Raw genomic sequence first — 18,217 nt, 5'->3', positions numbered from 1 at the left:
CATGGCTTGAACTAACTTTCGGAGAAAAAAATGAAATTTAAGCGTAGTAAGCAACACGGTTTCACATTGTTAGAAGTGATGGTGGTAGTCGTTATCTTAGGTATTTTGGCCAGTTTTGTCGTACCAAACTTATTGGGGAACAAAGAGAAGGCTGACCAACAAAAAGCCATCACCGACATTGTCGCGCTGGAAAACGCACTGGATATGTACAAGCTGGATAACAGTGTGTACCCAACAACAGATCAAGGTCTAGAAGCATTAGTCAGCAAGCCGTCAAACCCAGAGCCACGTAACTATCGGGATGGCGGTTACATCAAGCGTCTTCCCAATGATCCTTGGAGGTATGAGTACCAGTATCTAAGCCCTGGTGATAACGGGACGATTGATATCTTCACTCTAGGCGCTGATGGCCAAGAGGGCGGGGAAGGGCCAGCTGCGGATATTGGCAACTGGAACATGCAAGATTTTCAATAAATTGAGCTAAAGCCAGCACTAATGGAAAAAATGCCAAAACACAACGGTTTTACATTGATAGAGATTCTATTAGTGCTGGTCTTGCTGTCTCTGACTGCGGTCGCGGTGATCACGACATTACCGACCAGTCAAAAAGACCTCTCAAAACAGCATGCTCAAAGTTTCTTTCAACGCTTACAGTTGCTTAACGAAGAAGCGGTGCTGAGTGGTAAAGACTTTGGTGTGCGCGTTGATGAGGCCAAATCGACGTATGTGTTGTTAAGTTTGAGCGCGGACGGTTGGCAACCACTGGAATTGAACCAGATCCCAAGCAAAACCAAACTCGAAGACGACATCACTTTGCAGCTCGAACTTGGCGGTGGGGCTTGGGATAACGATGATCGCCTATTCAAACCGGGCTCTCTTTTTGACGAGGATATGTTCGTTGAAGAAGATGAAGAAAAGCAAATTAAGCCGCCGCAAGTGTTTATCTTTTCTAGTGCAGAGGTGACGCCGTTTACGTTGTCATTCTTTCCGCAAAACAGTGACGCGTTTAATGATGGCTGGCGAGTCGTCGGTAAGGAGAGCGGACAAATCTTGCTATTGGCGCCAGGTGAAGAAGTAAAAGAGGATGAGAATGCGCTATTTTAAGCAAACTCGCCCACATTTGAGCCGTCGCCGGACGAAGGGCATGACGCTGCTGGAAGTGTTAGTTGCTCTGGCTATTTTTGCGACTGCAGCGATCAGTGTCATTCGCTCAGTCAGCCAACATATTAATACTATCGGTTACTTAGAAGAAAAAATGTTTGCAGCCATGGTGGTGGATAATCAAATGGCCAATGTGATGTTAAGTACCGGTGAGCTAAAAGCTCAACAGGGGACGGAAGAATTAGCCGGGCGCACTTGGTATTGGAAACTCACGCCTATTGCTACCACGCAGCCATTACTGAAAGCATTTGATGTCAGCGTCGCGATAGAGAAAAACGCGAGCCCAATCGTGACGGTAAGAAGTTATGTGGCGCAATAAAAACCAGCGCATGGCTAAGCGCCGAAGGGGGCAAGGCTTTACACTGATTGAAGTGTTGGTCTCGATTGCTATCTTTGCCAGCCTCAGTGTCGCGGCGTATCAAGTGGTGTCGCAAGTGCAGCGCAGTAACGTGTTGTCAAAGGAGCGAACCCAGCGCCTAAATGAACTTCAGCGCGCCATGGTCATGATGGACAACGATTTTCGTCAAATGGCGTTGCGTCAAACGCGAACCAATGGCGAAGACCCTGATAGCCAACTGATTTTTTGGTCAGACTATTTGTTGGACTCGGACACCAAAGGTTTAATGTTTGCTCGTTTAGGATGGCACAACCCACAGCAACAGTTCCCTCGGGGTGAAGTCACTAAAGTGGGCTACCGTCTAAAAGATCAAACATTGCAACGGGTGTGGTGGCGTTACCCAGATACCCCAGTCGGGCAAGAAGGCATTGTGACGCCATTGTTAACCCAAGTCGAATCGTTCGACATGCGTTTCTATGATGGCAAGCAATGGACAACACAGTGGGAGAACGACCAAGCACTACCTAAAGCGGTATCTGTAGAGCTTAAGCTGGAAGATTACGGTGACATTGCCCGTACTTACTTGACTCCTGATGGCACATTCCGCCAAACCGAAGCGGGGGACGGCAATGATTAACCGTCAACGTGGCGTTGCTTTGATTATTGTATTGATGCTGCTAGCAATCATGGCGACAGTCGCCGCCAGCATGTCAGAACGCCTGTTTTTGCAGTTTCAACGGGGGTCGAATCAGATTAATTACCAACAAGCTTATTGGTATAGCTTGGGGGTGGAAGCGCTCGCCAAAGTCGGTATTGAACAAAGCTATCAAGATACCGATACGATTAACATGAGCCAACCGTGGGCAATCAAAGAGCAGGTGTACCCCCTCGATTACGGCCAAGCGGCCGGGCGTATCCGGGACAAACAGGCCTGCTTCAATCTGAATGTATTGAGTCGTGTGCAACCGACAGGGCAGCAAACCGTACGACCGTATTTAGTGCGTGTATTACAGAGTTTGCTTGAAGAATCCGATGTCGATCCTTATCAGGCCGAGGTTATCGCTGACTCCACTTGGGAATATATTGATTCTGATAACATCGTTCGCTCAACGGTGGGGGTTGAAGACAGTACCTATGAAGCGATGAAGCCCGCCTATTTATCGGCCAACGGTTGGATGGCTGATGCCACTGAGTGGCGCTCGGTATATCAGGTTAGTGGTGAGATTTATCAAAAGGTGGAGCCACTAGTGTGCGCGATCCCGAGTGATGATTGGCGATTAAACGTCAATACGATTGAAGTCGAGCAAGCTGTGATCTTCGTCGCGATGTTTGCGCCAAACCTAAGTCGCAGCGATGCAATTCAGTTGATAGAAAAACGCCCGTTTGATGGGTGGGATAGTATTGACGAGTTTTTAGCGGAGTCAGAAATAGCTGGCGTGAGCGAAGATGTAAAGAAAAACGCCAAAGGCTATTTGGGTGTGGATAGCGCCTTTTTTGAACTGGATGCACAAGTGTTGGTGGATGAATCACGAGTACGAATCCGAAGCCTTTTGCAAAGTACTAATAGAGAAACGGTGACCGTAGTTCGCCGTCGTTTTGGAGGGATCAGTGAGCGAGTTTCTGACCGTTCGGCTGAGTAGCGAACAACAAAGTACCATTCCATGGGTGGTGTGGTCGACAGAGCAGCAGGAAGTGATTGCCAGTGGTGAAATTGCCGGTTGGCAACACTTGGATGAATTGGTTGCCTATGCTGGTCAACGTCAAGTCGTGGCTTTGCTGGCAAGTAATGATGTGGTTCTGACACAAGTGGATATTCCGCCTGGTGCTGCACGTCAATTCGACAGCATGTTGCCCTACCTAATTGAAGATGAGGTGGCGCAAGATGTTGATGGTCTTCATTTTACCGTGTTGGGGAAACAAGCGAATAAAGCGCAAGTGTGCGCCGTCGAGCGTGGCTGGCTGAAAACGGTGCTACAGCGTTTTACCAGTCAAGGTATGGTGATCAAGCGGATCTTGCCAGATGTGTTGGCATTGCCTGTTAATGGGGATCACAGTAGTGCTGCAGTGATGGGTGATCAGTGGCTTATTCGACATTCTCACTCGGAAGGTGCAGTGGTTGACGCTTCATGGTTAGACCTTTATCTCTCTTCTTATGTACAAAATCATGCAGATTGGAAGCTTGACTGTTATAGCTCAGTACCAGAATCGACGTTGACGGATATTTGGGTTCCGCAGCCAGAAGAGATGACCATGGGGTTACTGGCAAAGGGGGCCGCCGAGAGCAAAATTAATTTGCTGACTGGTGTCTTTAAACCGAAATCTTCTTGGGGGAAATACTGGAAACTATGGCAAAAAGCCGCTATTGCTGCGGGGGCCTTGCTGGTGGTTATGGTCGCTCAGCAGTTGCTTACCGTGCATAAATATGAAGCTCAGGCTCAAGCCTACCGCGCTGAAAGTGAACGTGTTTTCCGCCAGATATTTCCGAATAAGCGTCGTATCCCGACCGTGAGTTATCTTAAGCGACAAATGAACGATGAAGAACGTCGTTTATTGGGCAGTGGTGATGAGCGAGCGATGTTGTCATGGCTGGCGGCTTTGCCTGCTACCCTTGGGCAGATTAATGATTTGGAAATCACCAGCTTCAAATATGACGGTCAACGTGGTGAAGTGCGTATTCAAGCTCGCAGTTCAGATTTTCAGCCTTTTGAGCAAGCTCGCGTCAAGTTGGCGGAGCAGTTTAATGTTGAACAGGGTCAGCTTAATCGCAGCGATAACGTCGTGATGGGCAGCTTTGTCTTGAAGCGTTTGTGAGGGTGATGATGAAACAGTTAATTTCTCAAGCACAAGCTTGGTGGAGTAGCATCTCACAGCGTGAGCAGCGTCTAGTGATGGGGTGTGGTGCGATCGCCATTATTGGCATGGTTTATTGGGGCGTTTTACAACCGATGAGCCAACGAGCAGAACTCGCACAATCGCGGATTCAAAGTGAGAAGCAACTGCTAACGTGGGTGCAAAACAAGGCGGATGACATTACAGCACTGCGTAAAAGTCGTGGTGTCAGTTACTCAAGTCAACCATTGAACCAATTGGTTGCTTCTTCTGCTCGCCGTTTTAATGTTGAACTTATTCGAGTGCAGCCTCGCAATGAGAGCGTTCAAGTGTGGATCAAGCCTTTGGTGTTTAACCAGCTGGTGGATTGGCTGCGTTATTTAAAAGAACAACAAGGTATCGACGTTGAGTTTTTAGATATCGACCGAACTGATCCAACCGGCATGGTTGATGTAAACCGCCTTCAGTTTAAGCGAGGTTAAGGTGAAACGAGTAGTACTTTACGTTGTGATCTTTATGACCTTTTTTTCTGTCAGTTTGATGATGGGGTTACCCGTGTCTTGGGTGCTTCAGCAAACACCAACGGTTAAAGGTTTAGATATACAAGGCGCCCACGGATCGGTATGGCAGGGTCAAGCGGCCAGTGTTCGCTGGCAAGGTCAAAACCTTGGTGAGGTCAATTGGGACTTCCAATGGTCGAGCTTATTTACTGGTAAAGCTGAGTTTGCAGTGCGCTTTGGCCGAGGCAGTGATATGGATGTTCGAGGCCGAGGGTTTGTGGGCTATAGCCTGAGTGACGGACCCTATGCACACAACTTAGTCGCATCGATCCCAGCAGTTAACGTGGTCGAGCAAGCGCGCCTTCCGGTGCCAGTTGGCGTTGATGGACAGCTAGAGCTCAATATTCGTCATGCCACTTATGCTGCGCCTTGGTGTAAAACGGGCGAGGGCACTCTGGTATGGAATGCCAGTGGCATTCAAAGTCCGGTGGGGAGCTTGGATCTCGGGCCTGTGATTGCAGACTTCCATTGCCAAGACAGTGTATTGACGGCATCAGGGGAGCAAAGCAGCCCGCAGGTGTCTGCGGCATTCTCAGCACAGTTAATGCCTAATCAACGTTACTCAACCACAGCGTGGTTTAAGCCTGGTGCTGAGTTTCCGCCGAGCATGAGCGAGCAGCTAAAGTGGTTAGGTAAGCCAAATGCTCAGGGGCAGTATGAGTTTGACTATAAAGGTCGGTTTTAAATCCGAACGAACACGAAGAAGGGCTGCCAATGGGCAGCTCTTCTTGTTTTTGGGTCATGCTAGATCCAATGCGTTGAACGCGGTAAATGAAGATCAACAAAGGCCACGGATGGGATTCGCGGCCTATTCGTTAGCTGATGCGGTTAGCGTAAGGACTAAGAATGCGCGAGCCTAATCTTTGCGTTGTAGAATCTCATCCCATGGCAAGTCGGCATCACCTAAGACGATAAAGTTCGGGTTCTCTAGAGTTTCACGCTCGTTGTATGACAGTGGGGTTAATTGGGTGTTGAGAATGCGTCCCCCGGCTTCTTCCACAATACATTGCGTTGCTGCCGTGTCCCACTCTCCGGTTGGCCCTAAGCGTAGATAACAATCGACAGCCCCTTCGGCCACCAAGCAGGCCTTTAATGCGGCAGAACCGAGAGGAATTAAATCGTAATTCCAAGCCCTGCTCATGCGATGGGTGATGCGGTTGATGTCTTGGCGACGGCTAATGGCAATGGCAATATTGTGTCCGGGCTGTTCATGCTTGTGCGTGTGAATTTTCACGCTATCTGACATGTCCGGAATCTTCCAGGCACCTTTGCCGCCATACGCGTAGTAAGTAACCCCAGATACCGGCGCATAAACCACGCCCATGGTAGGTTTGTTGTTGTCGACTAAAGCAATGACGGTGGCGAAGTCACCACTGCGGGCGATGAACTCTTGCGTGCCATCGAGAGGGTCCACCAGCCAATAGCGTTTCCATTGAGCGCGCTGTTCGAGGCTAATGTCGGCGTCTTCTTCAGACAGCACCGGAATGTCAGGAGTCAGTTCACTCAAACGCTTGGTGATGAGTTTGTGTGCGGCAATATCGGCAGTCGTTACAGGGGTCTGATCACTTTTGGTATACGCTTCATATTGTTTTTTTTCATAGATATCGAGGATCAGTTGTCCCGCACTGCGGGCGATCTCAATAACGTGAGGAAGCAGATGAGAGAGGTCTTTTGTCATTGGCATAAGTTATGGTCCTTACTCACAATGTTATTCGGCTCTCATGGCCGTTATTGATTATGTCTGTGAGTGGTGGTTGGTAAGTGTTTCAGTGCCAGCATCAGCGCGGTGATGCTTCGTGCTTCACAGAAATCCAAATGTGTTAATAACTCTTCCGCTTGCGCAAGCGGCCAACGCACAATCTCCAGAGGTTCAGGTTCATCACCTTCTTGCTTTTCTGGATAAAGCGCTTGGCCTAAAAATAGAGTCATTTTGCTCGAAAAGTAAGAAGGAGCGAGGATGACTTGTTTAAGCGGGGTAAGTTGGCCACAACCAAAACCGATTTCTTCTTTTAACTCTCGGTTTGCGGCTTGATGCGCGGTTTCGCCTGGGTCGATAAGACCTTTAGGGAAGCCCAACTCATAACGCTCAGTGCCAGCGGCGTACTCGCGTACTAACAGTAAGTCACCTTGTTCTGTCACAGGCACCACCATGACGGCATCGCGGCCACTTGGTTTCATGCGTTCGTATGTGCGGCGTTCGCCATTAGAAAAGCGAAGATCCAGGGCTTCCACGGCAAACAGTTTAGACTGTGCGACCGTCTGACAAGAGAGAATCTCTGGAGGGGTCCTTTTCGACATGGCGCTGGCTCCTTGGTGTCGTTGGCATATTACGAGGTGCGTAAGATGCTTAATATATGAGAACTCCGCTTGAGTTTCTAGCTGATTTTTCTGGCTAAGGCCGCGGTGAGATATAAAAATGGGAGGCCGAAGCCTCCCATTTTCTGACAGTGTGTCCGCTTAGTAGTAAGAGTGGTCACCACGGTCGTGTTCTGTTGCATCGCGAACGGCTGTTAATTCACCAATGAATTGGTTTAGCAGCTCTTTCTCAATGCCTTCTTTCAGTGTGACGTCCACCATCGAGCAGCCGTTACAACCGCCACCGAATGCAACGATAGCGATGCCATCTTCTGTAATTTCAACCAAGTTAACGTGACCACCGTGACCAGCAAGCTGTGGATTGACTTGCGTTTGGATAGCGTACTCAACGCGCTCAACCAAAGGAGCGTCATCCGACACTTTACGCATTTTTGCGTTTGGTGCTTTTAGCGTAAGTTGAGAGCCCATTTTATCGGTAACGAAGTCGATTTCAGCCTCTTCCAGGAATGGCAGGCTTAGCTCGTCCACATAAGCTGAAAAGCCGCTGTAAGGAATTTGAGTGTCGGTCGTTTCCACGGCTTCTGGTGGGCAGTAAGACACGCCACATTCAGCGTTTTGTGTACCTGGGTTCACAACGAAAATACGAATGTTGGTCCCTTCAGGCTGCTGGCCTAAAAGGTTAGCGAAATGCGTTTGCGCAGTTTCTGTAATAGTAATATTTGACACGACGAATACCCGAGTAAATTTGTAGGTTACTGCTGCTATTCTACTCTTGTTGACGTATGGGTCTAGTCTTTTTGATGCTAAGGCATGGCGAAGCGATCTAGAGAGAATGAGGAGCAGGCGTTCTGCAGAGACAGTAAATATCGATGCTTTCTACGCCGACTTCAAGTAGTAAATGACATAATTGTCGGACCGTGCTGCCAGTCGTAACCACATCATCAACAATGGCCACGCGAGAATATTTGGGCTTGTTCGCAAGCACAAACGCTCCAGTTAAGTTTTGCTCCCGACTCGATTTGGTATGGCCTCGTTGTGATTGCGCATGTTTCACGCGACGGAAAACTTGGCCGTCGAAATCCGCTTGTAAATGCAGGGCCAAATGTCTGGCGAGCACATCACTTTGATTGAAGCCGCGATGCAGGTAACGTTGCCAGTGCAGCGGCACGCTGGTAATGAGTGACGCAGGGGCGGTAATACGCTGCGCAAAGTGCTGGGTCAGGGCTTTTACATGCCAAGACTCACCGTGATCTTTAAAACGCTGTACTTCTCGTGAGAGGGGAAAGTCGTAATCGCCCAGCGTAAACAACCGTTGCCAAGGCGGCGGTTCGGATAGGCAATCGCCACATACATTATCAATCTCGGCTTCTTCTTCCTTTAAGGTCAAACCACAACGCCGACATCGCTTGACTGGAGCGAGATACTGCAAGCAGTGTTCACACCAGCGCAGTGCATTAGAATGGCTCCGTGGGTGGATAGGGAGCCGACACAAGCCGCATTGGCTACTGAGCACGCGATGCATGATGTTTTGCCAGTGATGAGATAACATACAATTCATTCAAAGTAGGGTTGTGGACAGCCTAACGCTTGGGCGCTGAGGCAAGGAATAGGATAAGTGGGAGAGATTGAGAGCATGAACACGAAATTACACTGGCAGTCGTTCGGTCAGGGGCCAGATCTGGTGCTATTGCATGGCTGGGGAATGAATGGCGCGGTGTGGCAGCAAACCGTTGAGTCGCTTGAAACCGATTTCTGTGTCCATGTGGTGGATCTTCCTGGGTACGGACATAGCGCCGAGCAGCATGGCGAAGATTTAGCGCATATTGCGAATTTGGTCATACAAGACGCGCCAGAGAAAGCGATTTGGCTCGGTTGGTCGCTAGGTGGTTTGGTGGCGATGCACATTGCACTCACTAGACCGGATCGCGTCCATAAACTGATCACGGTGGCCAGTTCGCCTAAATTTGCGGCAGAAAAACCGTGGCGGGGCATTCAACCTCATGTGCTTAGCGCGTTTACCTCTCAGTTGAACGAAGATTTTGCGCTGACGATTGAGCGCTTCATGGCTCTGCAGGCCATGGGGAGTCCGTCAGCTCGCCAAGACGTTAAACAGCTCAAACAAGCGGTGTTGTCACGCCCTCTACCCAACCCCGACTCTCTTCTCGTCGGGTTAAATATTTTAGCGGAGGTGGATTTGCGAGATGCACTTAGCTCGTTAACGATGCCGATGTTGCGCCTCTATGGTCGCTTGGATGGTTTGGTACCGATTAAAGTGGCAAACGATTTAAGCTTTCAGCTACCGCATACCCAGCAGTTTGTGTTCAGCCAATCCTCTCATGCGCCGTTTATGACGGAACATGATGAATTTTGCTCCCAAATCCGAGGCTTTGCTCACAATTAACGAATGGCGAGCTGAAAAAAACTAAAGTTGTTTAAATTTTGGTCGATATAAAGGTTGGCTGAGCTTTATCTTATAAGCTCGCCATATTGACGAGTTGGGCGACTCTGAGGAGGGTCCGCAATGATTGTGTCACCGACCAACATCAGTGTGCCACTGATCGTCCCATCCGTGAATGTGCAAACGGAGCAAGCTGCTCGTGACAACAAAGTCCGAGAGCCTGTGACGCCAACGATCGCCTTGGCAAAAACCAATGCAGAGCGAAAAGTAAAAGGTGATGATAAGCGGCGACGCCAATCTTCTTGGGATCCTTCCGAGCATCCCGACTATGAAGTAGGGACTGAAGTCGATACGCATTATCACGAAGAGCCAGAAGAAACCTTGGAGCGGCTTTTCAGTTTGCTGGCGCTCAAGTCGTACAGTGAAGATCAGGGCAAGGGCTACACGATACGCTTTCGCTTACCGAAGCGCATTTTGGATGCTGCGATCAATGAAGGATTAATGGAAAGGCGCCGGAAAGTGATCAAGTTCCATTATGGTCATTCCGTCGCGCCCCATACACCGTCAGAAGTGATAGCAGTATTATGACGACTCAATATCCGACGCAAATAAAACGCTCCAAGCAGATTGACTGATTGGAGCGTTTTCTTTTTATACTCTTCCTACTTGAAGCTGCAGCGTTGTTGACTATGCCATCCCACCCTAATCACGGTTGGAATAACTTGTCACCTAATGGCAACTGCAATTATTTTGACTATGGGCGTTAAACCTCGACTACTTCTTCGCTTTAGCGAAAGCGGCCGCAAAGGCACCACCCATCGCGTTGTTCGATGAAGAGTCATCACGGCGAGGCTGACGACGTTGCGGTTGATCGTTACGACGCGGCGCTGCTGATGAGCGTTGGCTGCGGTTGTCTTGACCGGGCTCATCGTTGAGACGCATCGTTAAGGCAATACGCTTACGTTGGACGTCGACTTCCATTACTTTTACTTTGACGATATCGCCGGCTTTTACGACTTCGCGGGGATCGGAGACAAAACGGTCTGTGAGGGCAGAAATGTGTACAAGCCCATCTTGGTGAACGCCGATGTCCACGAAGGCCCCAAAGTTGGCCACGTTTGATACCACTCCCTCTAAAATCATCCCCAGTTCTAGATCAGAAACGGAGTTCACACCGTCGGCAAAGGTGGCGGTTTTGAACTCAGGACGCGGATCACGTCCCGGCTTATCCAATTCTTTGATGATATCGGTCACCGTTGGAACCCCGAAGTGATCGTCGGTGTAATCCACCGCATGCAGACCTTTTAGGAAGGGAGAATCCCCAATCAGTGCTTTGATGTCTTTGTTGTTCTTCTCGGCGATGGTTTTAACTAAAGGGTACGCTTCAGGGTGAACGGCAGAGGCATCCAGTGGGTTTTTTCCGTCCATAATACGCAAGAAGCCCGCACACTGCTCGAACGCTTTAGGCCCTAAACGGGGGACTTTTTTTAAGGTGGTCCGGGTGTTGAAGCGGCCATTTTCATCACGGAACGCGACGATGTTTTGTGCGATGGTGCTCGATAACCCCGCGACGCGAGAGAGTAGTGCTGCTGACGCAGTATTGGCGTCGACGCCCACCGCGTTGACACAGTCTTCAACGATGGCATCGAGACGCTTGGCGAGCATAGATTGGCTTACGTCGTGCTGGTACTGGCCGACCCCGATTGATTTCGGGTCGATTTTCACGAGTTCTGCCAGCGGGTCTTGCAGGCGACGGGCAATCGACACCGCGCCGCGCAATGATACGTCCAGATTTGGGAACTCTTTCGCGGCGAGCTCCGATGCCGAGTAAACCGACGCGCCCGCTTCACTGACAATGATCTTCTGTACTTTCAGGTTACCACGCTTGATAACGTCGGCCACAAAGCTATCGGTTTCGCGAGAGGCGGTGCCGTTGCCAATCGCAATCAAATCGACATTGTATTTACGTACCAATTGGTCAATGAGTTGTGCTGACTTGTCGTATTGCTTTTGTGGCGGGTGAGGGTAAATGGTTTCTGTTGCCAACACTTTACCTGTGGCGTCGACAATGGCGATTTTTGAGCCTGTTCGCAGACCGGGATCCAGACCCAAAGTGGCACGAGGCCCCGCCGGTGCAGCCATCAATAAATCTTTTAGATTCGTCGCGAAGACGTCAATCGCTTCGATTTCTGCGCGCTCTTTCAGTGCGCCCATCAATTCGGTTTCCATGTGCATCGATACTTTGATGCGCCATGCCCAACTGATCACTTGTTTGCGCCATGCATCCGCAGGAGCACTGCTTAGCGTCACCCCATAATGGTCGGCGATGATGGTTTCGCAATAAGATTGACGCGCCCCTTCTTGTTGCTCAGGATCGGCATTCATCGCCAAGGTTAAGCAGCCTTCATTACGGCCACGCAACATGGCCAGTGCGCGGTGCGATGGTACTTTGCTCAGAGGCTCACTATGGTTGAAATAGTCTTTAAACTTCTCACCTTGTTGTTCTTTGCCTTCGACCACACGCGAGACCAACTCGGCGTTACGGTTTAGGTGGTGACGAACCTTCTCAAGTAAGTTTGCGTCTTCTGCAATGCGCTCCATGATGATCGCACGTGCACCATCCAGTGCCGCTTTGGTATCGACGATACCTTTGTCCGCATCAATATAGTGGCTTGCTTCGCTTTCCGGTTCCGTGTGTGGGTGGTTCCAAAGTGTGTCCGCGAGCGGTTCTAGCCCCGCTTCAATGGCGATTTGACCTTTGGTGCGACGCTTAGGTTTATAAGGTAAGTAAAGGTCTTCAAGGCGGGTCTTACTGTCTGCTTGAGTGATTTCTTGTTCCAGCTCTGGGGTTAATTTGCCTTGTTCCTGAATGGATTTCAGAATGGTTTGACGACGGCTGTCCAATTCTCGAAGGTAAGATAGACGGCTGTCCAGAGTACGCAGCTGGGTATCATCAAGGCCACCCGTCACCTCTTTACGATATCGTGCAATAAAAGGGACCGTGTTACCGTCATCAATTAAGGTGACAGCGGCGTTGACTTGCTCAGGGCGAGCATTTAGCTCTTGAGCAATCATGCGACAGATAGCTTGGCTCATCCGTGTATTCTCTTTCAATTCGGTTTTAGTTGTATAGAACATTGGGGTTATTTAAACAATTTGCAATGTTTTAAAATTAGCTTGGCAAAAATTTACCGAGCGCTGTTGGACATTGGTTAGGTTTATGTCAAAACTGTAATTAAATTGAGAACTTATCCCCTCAGTTATCGACTAACAAATGCACCCTCGACTCATACGGATCATCATGATGAAAAAAATCTCTTTGGTTTTAGCTCTCACGAGTGCCTTACTTGTTGCCACGTTTAGTTGGGCGCAATCCATATCAGCCACCACGCAAATGCCTGTATATCAGCTAGACGACAAGCTGGTGTTAGGGCGGGTGGAGAGCGTTTACTACAGTCAGATCCCAGAATTAAGAGATGTGCCCTTTATCGGCAAGATTGATACGGGGGCGGATACCACCTCCATGCATGCAGAGAATATTCAGGTCAGCAGCACTCATCCAGACTACCAGCGTTTGAAAAACAGTCAGTTACTGTGGGCCATTGTCGATGACTTGGGAGGGACCAAAGCGAAGTGGGAAGCCGGTACTTTTGCGCCTTATCAGGTCTCGGTGAGTTTTACTATCCCGCACCCCTATACAGGCAAAGCCATCAAAATCACTGACGACCTTGAGCGGGTGAGTGCCATTCGCAGCCGCACGAGTAAGCAACCCATTTTACGTCCAACCGTGAAAATGCCCATGACCATTGCCGGACAGACTGTCGATACGGTCGTCAACCTCACTAAACGTACTCAGTTTTCTGCTCCCATCTTGGTTGGTAAAACATTTCTCGATAACCATGCGTGGGTCTTTGCGGGATACGATTACCTACAAGCACAACCTAAGGCTAAAATGGTTGGAAAGAAGGAAACCGTTGCTGTAGAGGGCGTACCTTACAAAATGAGCATTTCGACCACCAGTCGTTACACCAACGCACATGCACTCGACATCGAAATTGATAAGAAGCAAAAAACAGTGTCTTTCACCTTAGAGGGTGAGAACGGTAAACGTCATCCCATCACATTGCCTTTAGTACGCATGCTGAAAACGACAAAAGGGGAACGCCCGCTGGTGTATTTGCCAGTCAAGGTGGGCGAAAATGAAACCCAGCGGTGGTTGGTGTATTTACGTGATCGCAGCAAATTCAGCTCGCAAATTCGCCTTGGCAAGGATGTCGCTAGCCAGCATTTTGTGATTGATACTGACAAAGAAAACTTATTAGGTGGGGTAGAAAAAACGTTCCAAAATGCGCTTAAGTCAAACCCCCTAGTGATCTCGCCAGAAGAACAAGTCACTATTGATGGTTATACCGTCTCAGCTTACCCAACTTTTACCGTAAAAACCCCGTTATTGCGTGTGAATGGGTTTGAGCTGACCGAAAAAGGCAAAGACGAGTTAGTCACATTTTATTTGAATGATGAACAGGGCAAAGAAAAAAAACTCACTAAGCTCGTCTTGAAAAAGCTCAAGGTGGGTAACTCAACTCGCCCTGTTGTTGAGGGGAGTTTCCTCTTCGGTAGCCAAGAAAGACCGATGGAGTTTGCGCTCGATGTACTGGATGAAGATGAGCCTCACCCGTTCTTTGTCTTTGGGCATGATATCGCCAAAGGTGGAGTGTTGCTCAACACACGAGCCGACCACTTATTGGATGCGAGACCGTTGTTTAGAGCCGGTCACATCGAAGTGGCGCAAGTCGAAGGGATGTCTTTCCCTGTCAAACTGGATACTGGCGCTGACGTTAGCTCTATCAACGCCAAGAACATCAAACAATTTAAACAAGATGGCAAGAATCTGGTCAGCTTCACCTATGAAAACGACCTAGGCATGACGAAAAAATTTACCCGAGAAGTGGTCGATGTGATGCGTATCAAAGCAAAAAAAGGAGAAAAAGCCAACGTACGTCCCGTGGTCGAAATGCAGGTAAAATTAGGGGAACTTGAGAAGAAGATCCGAGTCAATTTACAAAACCGTGGCCGCTTTCATTACAGCATGATTTTAGGTAAAAACTTTCTCAAACATGGTGCAGTTGTTTCCAGTGATACGAACTATATCGTGACGAAAAAGCCGGATTACGAAAAGTAGCTTTTCGACCGCTTTATCATACTAAGCCCCAAAGCCTGCCTTGAGGTACGCTTTGGTTATGTCATTTCCTTAATGCTGCTGAAGAGTGGCATTTTTTAGTGGAGGAAGGAGTTCAATTGAAAACTAAGCTGATTACACGTGAAGGTTACAACAAGCTCAAACAAGAACACGATTACCTTTGGCATGAAAAGCGCCCAGAAATTACTAAAATCGTGACTTGGGCGGCGAGCCTAGGCGATCGCTCAGAAAATGCGGATTACACCTTCAATAAACGTCTGCTTCGTCAGATCGACCGTCGTGTTCGCTTTCTCAGAAAGTTTTTGCCTGACGTCACCATTGTGGACTACTCACCTCAACAAGAAGGCAAAGTCTTTTTTGGAGCGTGGGTTGAGATTGAAAACGAAGCGGGCGATGTGAAACGGTTTCGCATTGTTGGGCCGGAAGAGATTTATGGCGATGCGAAAGATTACATCTCCATTGATTCGCCTATGGCGAGAGCGATGTTAAAAAAACAAGTGGATGACGAGTTCACGGTACGAACGCCGGAAGGGGAAAAAGAGTGGTTCATCAACTCGATTGAATACACCAAGCCAAACACGGGGGAATAAGGCTTTACCACCTGTTTGGTGAGTCGATATTGGCAAGTTAGATACAGGTTTGAACGCCAATATACTTTCTATACAAAAAGCGCGTATGCGTTTATCGGAGACGTAAAATGATCAAAGCAGTAATGTGTGGCACTGTGCTCATGATGGGGTTTTCTCTGCCAACTTTCGCTAAAGATGAAGTGAAAGGCTGTGAGGCTAAAGAGTTAGCGGTTGAACAGCAGATAGAGTACGCCAAAGCACAAGGCAATGAGTATCGTATTAAGGGCTTAGAGCGTGCATTGGCCGGGATTCAAAACGAGTGTTCAGAAGAAACATTGCGTCAGGAACTGCAAGTTGAAGTTGAAGAAAAAGCGCAAGAAGTACAAGAGCGTGAACAAGAGTTGGCGGAGGCTAAACGATCTGGAAAAGCAGATAAAATTGAGAAAAAGCGTCAGAAACTCGAAGAATCTCAGCAAGAGTTACTTGATGCTAAGCGCGAGCTGGAGTGGAATTACGGCCAATAAATGGTGCTGAAAACGCACGTTTAAGAGCGAATAAACCACTTAAGATAAAAAGAGTAACAATTTGCTCAAGCACGTTTGAAAAAACAGTGATACATTTTCGACAATAGACGCTTCTGAAAGGATGTTTCAATGCAAGAAAATCATAAAATTTTAGTGGTTGATGACGATGCTCGTTTGCGTGCTCTATTGGAGCGTTACCTTTCTGAGCAAGGTTTTCAGGTCCGAAGTGTTGCCAATGGCGAACAGATGGATCGCCTGCTCACGCGCGAAAATTTTCATTTAATGGTGCTGGACTTAATGCTGCCAGGCGAAGATGGTTTGTCGATTTGTCGCCGCTTACGCCATGCCAACAACATGTTACCCATCTTAATGCTGACCGCCAAAGGTGATGAAGTGGATCGTATTGTCGGCCTGGAAGTGGGCGCAGATGACTACCTACCGAAACCCTTTAACCCGCGTGAGTTACTCGCGCGTATTAAAGCCGTATTACGCCGCCAAACCGTGGAGCTGCCTGGGGCACCAAGCACGGAAGAAAAAGTGGTTGAGTTCGGTGAATTTCGCCTCAACTTAGGCACGAGAGAAATGTTCCGAGGTGAAGAATCGATGCCATTGACCTCGGGTGAGTTTGCGGTGCTGAAAGCTTTAGTGATGAATGCGCGTGAGCCTATGTCACGCGATAAGTTGATGAACATGGCTCGTGGACGTGAATACTCGGCGATGGAACGTTCTATTGACGTGCAAATTTCGCGTTTACGTCGCATGCTGGAAGATGATCCGAGCAAGCCTCGTTATATTCAAACCGTATGGGGCTTGGGTTACGTTTTTGTCCCGGATGGTAACGCGGTTTAACTCGCTGATTCCAAACGCCTGCTCTGGGCGATAGAACTTCAGCCTTCAACCATTGTTGAGGGCTGAAATCTTGCGATTATAACCACCAGGAACGTTGCATGCGTATTCGTAGTTCACTGACACAATCCATTTTGCTGTTCATCTCTTTGCTGCTCGCTAGCCAAGTCTTCTCTTATTACGCCGTTTTTAACTACGCCTTGATGCCAAGCTTGCAACAGTTCAATAAAATTCTCGCTCATGAATTAAACCTCGTGCTGGATGATGAAGGCGATTTAAAGTCCGATGCGCCTTTGCGACGCCAGTTACTCGAGAGGTTAGGAGTGACGGTTCACAGCCTCGATAGTGAAAAAACCACGGAATTTCATCACGCCATGTCGATTGATTTGATGTCGGAAGAAATGAGCCAGGAGTTAGGTTCGCCGACAGAAGTGCGATTACTGCTGGGGAGTGACAGTTATATTTTATGGATGCACATCGAAAAGCTACCGAATTCGATTATTCGCATCCCTCTCTCTGAACTTCAAGAAGAAGACTTTGCGCCACTGTTTCGTAACAGCCTCATCATGGCGCTATTGATCATCGTGGGCGGTTGGTTATTTATACGTTTACAAAACCGTCCGCTGGTGGCTTTAGAAAGAGCGGCGAAAGGCGTAGGACGAGGTGACATTCCGCCACCCCTGCCTGAAAAAGGAGCATCTGAAATTCGTTCGGTAACGCGAGCGTTTAATCAAATGTCCCAAGGCATTCAAGAGCTGGAAGAAGATCGCGCCTTACTGATGGCCGGCATCAGTCATGACTTGCGCACGCCGTTAACTCGCATTCGCTTGGCGACGGAAATGATGTCGCCTGAAGACAGCTACCTCGCGGAAGGGATCATCAGTGATACCGAAGAGTGTAACGAAATCATCAGCCAATTTATGGATTATCTCAAACCCGTGAATAAAGAGTCACTTGAGTCAGTGGATATCAGTACGATTGCCAGTGATGTGGCCAGTTCAGAAGGTGGTTATGAGGTCGAAATTGAAACCGATCTCAATCCCAATCTACCTCCCGCGAAAGGCAACCCGATTGCGATCAAACGAGCGGTGAGTAATCTCGTCGTGAATGCACTGCGTTACGGTAATGGTTGGGTAAAAATCAGCACGGGCGCCACCGCAGATAAGCAACTGGTCTGGGTATGCGTTGAAGATAACGGGCCGGGGATAGAGCAATCTCAAGTCGCTAAGCTATTTGAGCCCTTTACGCGCGGCGATACCGCTCGTGGTAGCGAAGGGACAGGGCTGGGGCTGGCCATTGTCAAGCGTATCGTGAGCCAGCATTCTGGGTCTGTCGTGATGCGTAATCGCAGCGAAGGCGGCTTGATTGCACAAATCAGTTTTCCGACACGCTAATTCATTTCCAATCAAAAAGCCAAGCCAAGGGGGATGTCGCTCCCTTGCCTATCTTATCTTAGTTATCCCTTCGTCTTGGACCT

At 48.7% G+C, this 18,217-nt stretch carries 20 protein-coding genes; 15 read left to right on the top strand and 5 right to left on the bottom strand.

What is annotated here, in order from left to right:
• Positions 1 to 30: 30 nt before the first annotated feature.
• From gspG to ATG66_RS19245, 8 genes are read left to right on the top strand one after another with little or no spacing between them, the layout of a single operon-like run.
• The gene (gene gspG / locus ATG66_RS19280) at positions 31 to 474 is read left to right on the top strand and encodes a type II secretion system major pseudopilin GspG (protein WP_098416818.1); all 444 of its coding nucleotides are present in this window, start codon (positions 31 to 33) and stop codon (positions 472 to 474) included.
• Between the two features lie 30 nt (positions 475 to 504).
• A complete protein-coding gene (locus ATG66_RS19275; protein ID WP_098416817.1) occupies positions 505 to 1,104 on the top strand; it encodes a GspH/FimT family pseudopilin in 600 nt (199 codons plus the stop codon).
• Positions 1,091 to 1,480: a type II secretion system minor pseudopilin GspI gene (gspI, locus tag ATG66_RS19270; RefSeq protein ID WP_098416816.1), complete on the top strand. Its 390-nt coding sequence runs from the start codon at positions 1,091 to 1,093 to the stop codon at positions 1,478 to 1,480. The genes ATG66_RS19275 and gspI overlap by 14 nt, the downstream gene beginning before the upstream one ends.
• Positions 1,467 to 2,135, top strand: a complete 669-nt coding sequence (gene gspJ, locus ATG66_RS19265) for a type II secretion system minor pseudopilin GspJ (protein WP_098416815.1) — start codon at positions 1,467 to 1,469, stop codon at positions 2,133 to 2,135. The genes gspI and gspJ overlap by 14 nt, the downstream gene beginning before the upstream one ends.
• Entirely contained in the window at positions 2,128 to 3,138 is a 1,011-nt protein-coding gene (gene gspK, locus ATG66_RS19260; RefSeq protein WP_098416814.1) for a type II secretion system minor pseudopilin GspK, read from the top strand. The genes gspJ and gspK overlap by 8 nt, the downstream gene beginning before the upstream one ends.
• Positions 3,107 to 4,309: a type II secretion system protein GspL gene (gspL, locus tag ATG66_RS19255; protein ID WP_179885738.1), complete on the top strand. Its 1,203-nt coding sequence runs from the start codon at positions 3,107 to 3,109 to the stop codon at positions 4,307 to 4,309. Before gspK ends, gspL begins: the two co-directional genes overlap by 32 nt.
• Before the next feature lie 8 nt (positions 4,310 to 4,317).
• The gene (locus ATG66_RS19250; RefSeq protein ID WP_179885755.1) at positions 4,318 to 4,809 is read left to right on the top strand and encodes a type II secretion system protein M; all 492 of its coding nucleotides are present in this window, start codon (positions 4,318 to 4,320) and stop codon (positions 4,807 to 4,809) included.
• A gap of 1 nt (position 4,810) precedes the next feature.
• Complete coding sequence (locus tag ATG66_RS19245) at positions 4,811 to 5,572, top strand: type II secretion system protein N (protein WP_098416811.1); 762 nt, start codon at positions 4,811 to 4,813, stop codon at positions 5,570 to 5,572.
• Positions 5,573 to 5,743: 171 nt separating this feature from the next.
• Here ATG66_RS19245 and cysQ read toward each other — a convergent pair whose 3' ends face one another.
• The 4 genes from cysQ to ATG66_RS19225 form a co-directional block, all read right to left on the bottom strand.
• Positions 5,744 to 6,571, bottom strand: coding sequence for a 3'(2'),5'-bisphosphate nucleotidase CysQ (cysQ, locus tag ATG66_RS19240; protein ID WP_098416810.1), 828 nt, complete (start codon positions 6,569 to 6,571; stop codon positions 5,744 to 5,746).
• A gap of 44 nt (positions 6,572 to 6,615) precedes the next feature.
• Entirely contained in the window at positions 6,616 to 7,185 is a 570-nt protein-coding gene (gene nudE / locus ATG66_RS19235) for an ADP compounds hydrolase NudE (RefSeq protein ID WP_098416809.1), read from the bottom strand.
• Between the two features lie 159 nt (positions 7,186 to 7,344).
• Entirely contained in the window at positions 7,345 to 7,929 is a 585-nt protein-coding gene (gene nfuA, locus ATG66_RS19230) for a Fe-S biogenesis protein NfuA (RefSeq protein WP_098416808.1), read from the bottom strand.
• Positions 7,930 to 8,026: 97 nt separating this feature from the next.
• Positions 8,027 to 8,752: a ComF family protein gene (locus ATG66_RS19225; protein ID WP_098416807.1), complete on the bottom strand. Its 726-nt coding sequence runs from the start codon at positions 8,750 to 8,752 to the stop codon at positions 8,027 to 8,029.
• Between the two features lie 84 nt (positions 8,753 to 8,836).
• Between ATG66_RS19225 and bioH the strand changes: the two genes are divergently transcribed.
• The gene (bioH, locus tag ATG66_RS19220; protein ID WP_179885737.1) at positions 8,837 to 9,604 is read left to right on the top strand and encodes a pimeloyl-ACP methyl ester esterase BioH; all 768 of its coding nucleotides are present in this window, start codon (positions 8,837 to 8,839) and stop codon (positions 9,602 to 9,604) included.
• A gap of 120 nt (positions 9,605 to 9,724) precedes the next feature.
• Positions 9,725 to 10,189: an ATP-dependent Lon protease gene (locus ATG66_RS19215; RefSeq protein WP_098416805.1), complete on the top strand. Its 465-nt coding sequence runs from the start codon at positions 9,725 to 9,727 to the stop codon at positions 10,187 to 10,189.
• A gap of 186 nt (positions 10,190 to 10,375) precedes the next feature.
• Here ATG66_RS19215 and ATG66_RS19210 read toward each other — a convergent pair whose 3' ends face one another.
• The gene (locus ATG66_RS19210; RefSeq protein ID WP_098416804.1) at positions 10,376 to 12,697 is read right to left on the bottom strand and encodes a Tex family protein; all 2,322 of its coding nucleotides are present in this window, start codon (positions 12,695 to 12,697) and stop codon (positions 10,376 to 10,378) included.
• A 205-nt stretch (positions 12,698 to 12,902) separates the two neighbouring features.
• On the opposite strand from ATG66_RS19210, the gene ATG66_RS19205 reads away from it, so the two are divergent.
• The 5 genes from ATG66_RS19205 (at position 12,903) to envZ (ending at position 18,134) form a co-directional block, all read left to right on the top strand.
• Complete coding sequence (locus ATG66_RS19205) at positions 12,903 to 14,783, top strand: putative ATP-dependent zinc protease (RefSeq protein ID WP_098416803.1); 1,881 nt, start codon at positions 12,903 to 12,905, stop codon at positions 14,781 to 14,783.
• 116 nt (positions 14,784 to 14,899) lie between these two features.
• Positions 14,900 to 15,391 carry a transcription elongation factor GreB gene (greB, locus tag ATG66_RS19200; RefSeq protein WP_098416802.1) on the top strand — a complete coding sequence of 164 codons (492 nt, stop codon included), beginning with the start codon at positions 14,900 to 14,902 and terminating at the stop codon, positions 15,389 to 15,391.
• A 107-nt stretch (positions 15,392 to 15,498) separates the two neighbouring features.
• Positions 15,499 to 15,894, top strand: a complete 396-nt coding sequence (locus tag ATG66_RS19195; protein ID WP_098416801.1) for a DUF1090 domain-containing protein — start codon at positions 15,499 to 15,501, stop codon at positions 15,892 to 15,894.
• A gap of 129 nt (positions 15,895 to 16,023) precedes the next feature.
• Positions 16,024 to 16,743, top strand: coding sequence for an osmolarity response regulator transcription factor OmpR (gene ompR / locus ATG66_RS19190; RefSeq protein WP_098416800.1), 720 nt, complete (start codon positions 16,024 to 16,026; stop codon positions 16,741 to 16,743).
• Between the two features lie 98 nt (positions 16,744 to 16,841).
• Entirely contained in the window at positions 16,842 to 18,134 is a 1,293-nt protein-coding gene (gene envZ / locus ATG66_RS19185; RefSeq protein ID WP_098416799.1) for a two-component system sensor histidine kinase EnvZ, read from the top strand.
• Positions 18,135 to 18,217 lie beyond the last annotated feature (83 nt).

This window comes from Vibrio sp. ES.051 (assembly GCF_002563795.1).
Lineage (GTDB): Bacteria > Pseudomonadota > Gammaproteobacteria > Enterobacterales > Vibrionaceae > Vibrio.
Note: the sequence above shows the minus strand (reverse complement) of the source record. Positions and strands in the feature narration are given on the sequence as shown.